The 2507-nt window shown below is 52.3% G+C and carries 2 protein-coding genes; one reads left to right on the top strand and one right to left on the bottom strand.

All coding sequences use genetic code 11. The annotated features are described in order from the left end of the window. Positions 1 to 62 precede the first annotated feature (62 nt). The gene (rpiA, locus tag Q4526_RS06790) at positions 63 to 737 is read right to left on the bottom strand and encodes a ribose-5-phosphate isomerase RpiA (protein WP_215976177.1); all 675 of its coding nucleotides are present in this window, start codon (positions 735 to 737) and stop codon (positions 63 to 65) included. 141 nt (positions 738 to 878) lie between these two features. Between rpiA and ilvA the strand changes: the two genes are divergently transcribed. Further along, on the top strand, positions 879 to 2393 hold the full coding sequence (ilvA, locus tag Q4526_RS06795) for a threonine ammonia-lyase, biosynthetic (protein ID WP_215976178.1): 1515 nt from the start codon (positions 879 to 881) through the stop codon (positions 2391 to 2393). The last annotated feature ends 114 nt before the right edge of the window (positions 2394 to 2507 follow it).

The following is a 2507-nucleotide window of genomic DNA, read 5'->3' on the forward strand; positions in this document are numbered from 1 at the left end:
TGAACGCTGAACGCTGAACGGATGTTTTTGCGTCAGACCTCAGACGTCAGTCATCCAACATTTCAATTCGGATAAATCGTCTCGACTCCATCGGGACGACCCAGTAGCAGTACATCCGCCCCCATGTGGGCAAAAAGGCCATTGGCCACCACGCCGGTGATCTGGTTGATTTGCAGCTCCAGCTCTTTCGGGTTCACGATTGATAGATTGTGTACATCGACAATGACGTTGCCGTTATCGGTGGTGACGCCTTCGCGGTACACCGGGTCGCCGCCGAGTTTCACCAGCTCGCGACTCACGTAAGAGCGCGCCATAGGAATTACTTCCACCGGCAGTGGAAAGCGGCCCAACACTTTGACCCATTTGCTTTCGTCGGCGATGCAAATAAATTCGCGGGCTACCGCGCGCACAATCTTTTCGCGGGTGAGTGCTGCTCCGCCGCCTTTAATGAGAGCCAGTTGAGCGTTGGACTCGTCGGTGCCGTCAATATAGGCGACTAGTTCATTGACTTCGTTTAAGTCCAGCACCTCAATGCCTTGAGACTTTAGTCGTTGCGCCGAAGCGTCGGAGCTGGCTACTGCGGCGGCGAAATCGCCTTTCAACTCGGCCAGCATATCGATGAAAAAATTGGCGGTGGAGCCGGTGCCAATGCCGAGTACGCTGTCTTTATTCAGCTTGGGAGCAATGTGATCGATGGCGGCGCGCGCCACGTCTTGTTTTAGTTGATCCTGGTTCATAATGCCCTCGCCCGTTGGTTTTCACTGATTATACGCTCTCATTGAGCAATTATCAGTGTCTGTGCTGCTTCTGAGCGTGTAACGACAGGCCAAATTGTTTATCATGCAGCGGTTTCTATTCTTTTAATTTAAGGCACTGTTATGGCCGATTCTTACATCAAACGAATTCTCAATGCGCGTATCTACGATCTGGCGATCGAGACCCCCCTTGAGTCTGTGCGCTTAATCTCGCAGCGCACCGATAATAACGTGTTGCTCAAGCGCGAAGATTTGCAGCCGGTATTTTCGTTTAAGATTCGCGGCGCCTATAACAAATTGCTGCAACTGAGCGAGCAAGAGCGCGCCTGCGGTGTGATTGCCGCCTCGGCGGGCAACCATGCACAGGGCCTGGCGCTGGGTGCTCAGCACCTGGGGGTTAAGGCGGTGATTGTTATGCCGCGCACCACCCCGGCCATTAAAGTAGATGCAGTGCGAGCACGCGGTGCTAAGGTTATTTTGCATGGCGACAATTTTGATGAAGCCGCCACTCATACGCAAAAATTGATTGCAGAGAAAGGCTACACCTATATTCACCCGTTTGATGACCCGGATGTGATTGCCGGTCAGGGTACTGTGGCGATGGAAATTCTGCGCCAGTACCCCAAGCATATTGATGCGATTTTTGTGGCGGTTGGTGGCGGTGGCTTGTGTGCCGGTGTGGCGGCCTATGTGAAATACGTGCGCCCGGATGTCAAAGTGTTTGCGGTTGAATCGCAAGAGTCTGCTTGTTTGGCCGCTGCGATGGAGAAGAGTCGGCGCGTGAAATTGCCCCAAGTGGGAATCTTTGCCGAAGGTGTGGCGGTCGCGCAAATCGGGAAAGAGACTTTTAAAGTCATCAAGAACAATATTGATGGTGTGATTACCGTTAATACTGATGAAATCTGTGCGGGTATTAAAGATATTTTCGAAGACACCCGCTCTATTGCCGAGCCGGCCGGTGCCGTGAGCCTGGCGGGCCTGAAAAAATATGTAGCGGAAAATAATATCAGTGGCCAAACCTTAGTCGCCATTGATAGCGGAGCCAATATCAATTTTGATCGCCTGCGTTATATTTCTGAGCGCACCGAAATCGGTGAAAAACGTGAAGCGGTTTTGGCAGTGACGATTCCCGAGCGCCCGGGTGCCTATAAAGCTTTTTGTCAGGCATTGGGTAAGCGCAGCATCACCGAATTTAACTATCGTTATGCTGACAGCGATCAAGCGCGCATTTTTGTCGGCGTACAGGTGAGCTCCGACCCCGCCGATCGCGATGAATTGGTTCGTGATCTGCGAGAGCAAGGTTACGATTTAGTCGACATGACTGACAACGAGTTGGCCAAGCTGCACATTCGTCATATGGTGGGTGGGCACGCCGCCGGGGTCGAGAACGAAATGGTGTTTCGCTTCGAATTTCCCGAACGCCCCGGTGCCCTGCTGCAGTTTTTAAATCAGGTGGCCGGCCGCTGGAATATCTCCCTGTTCCACTACCGCAACCACGGCTCCGCTTTTGGCCGCGTACTGGTCGGTATGGAAGTGCCACACAAAGAGCGCGCGCAGGTGCGCAAATTCTTGACCGAGATTAACTATCCATTTTGGGAAGAAACGGATAATGAAGCCTATCAGTATTTTTTGAGTTGAGGCGGGAAAGTCTGACGTTAGATGTCTGACGTCAGACGCTAAAATTAGGACGCTGGACGCTGGACGCAGAAGCGCCTGGAGTGGAAAATAATTTCGCGTTCTGCGTTCTGCGTT

Origin of the sequence: Gilvimarinus sp. 2_MG-2023 (assembly GCF_030547685.1) — a bacterium.
In the GTDB taxonomy this organism is placed as follows: domain Bacteria; phylum Pseudomonadota; class Gammaproteobacteria; order Pseudomonadales; family Cellvibrionaceae; genus Gilvimarinus.